This window comes from Mycobacterium sp., from assembly GCF_008709575.1.
Taxonomy (GTDB): Bacteria; Actinomycetota; Actinomycetes; order Mycobacteriales; family Mycobacteriaceae; genus Mycobacterium.
Genome location: NZ_VYIK01000324.1, coordinates 1 through 710, shown reverse-complemented (window position 1 = coordinate 710; position 710 = coordinate 1). Strand labels below are relative to the sequence as shown.

Here is a 710-nt window from a genome sequence, read left to right as displayed (position 1 = left end):
CCACCTGCTACCTGCTCGGGGTGTCGACCCGGCGAATGGAGCGCCTCGTGGAATCGGCCGTGGTGCTGGGTTGCGGCGCCGATAAAGCGTGGCCCGTGATGCGCCCAGCAATTCACATACCCGCTTCGTCGACGTCGCCGCCTCCAGGGCGGGCAGGTGCTCGCCGATCACGGCTTCGACTTCGGCTCGAAATCCGCGCTCTCGGAGAGCATCTCCAAGAGCGCGTGTGCTTTTCCCGTGATCTCCAAGGCTAGCTTGGTGCGGCTCAGCTCGGCTTCGAGCGCCTTGGTGCGTCAGCGCAGCTTGTCCAGCTCGACCTGCTCAGCGCTGCGTTTGGGCTTCCCCTTGGGCGTCAGCCCGGCTCGGGCACCGGCATCGCGGGCCTTGCGCCATTCGGCGATGTGCGAGCTGTACAGGCCTTCGCCCCGCAGAAGTGCACCACGCTCGGACGAACAGGCCGGCAGCGCATCGTACTCGTCGAGGATACGGGCCTTGTACTCGGCGGTGACCGTGCGCCGTCGTGCCCGAGCGCCTGGATCCGGCTTGCTGTCCACCTGGTCAGTATCAGCGCACCCCCGCAGGGATGCGATCGTCATAGTCACGGAAAATGGCCATCCTGTCTCGCCCTGTAGCGATGATCGGCTACTGCTGTTGTCTGACGCGAAGATGCGGTGGTGATTGGGCGCGGATGACCGCCCGGCGACCTTGAC

The 710-nt window shown here is 65.8% G+C and carries 1 pseudogene; it reads right to left on the bottom strand.

What is annotated here, in order from left to right:
• Positions 1-293: 293 nt before the first annotated feature.
• Positions 294-710, bottom strand: a pseudogene (locus F6Q13_RS18725) (hypothetical protein); the annotation flags it as partial.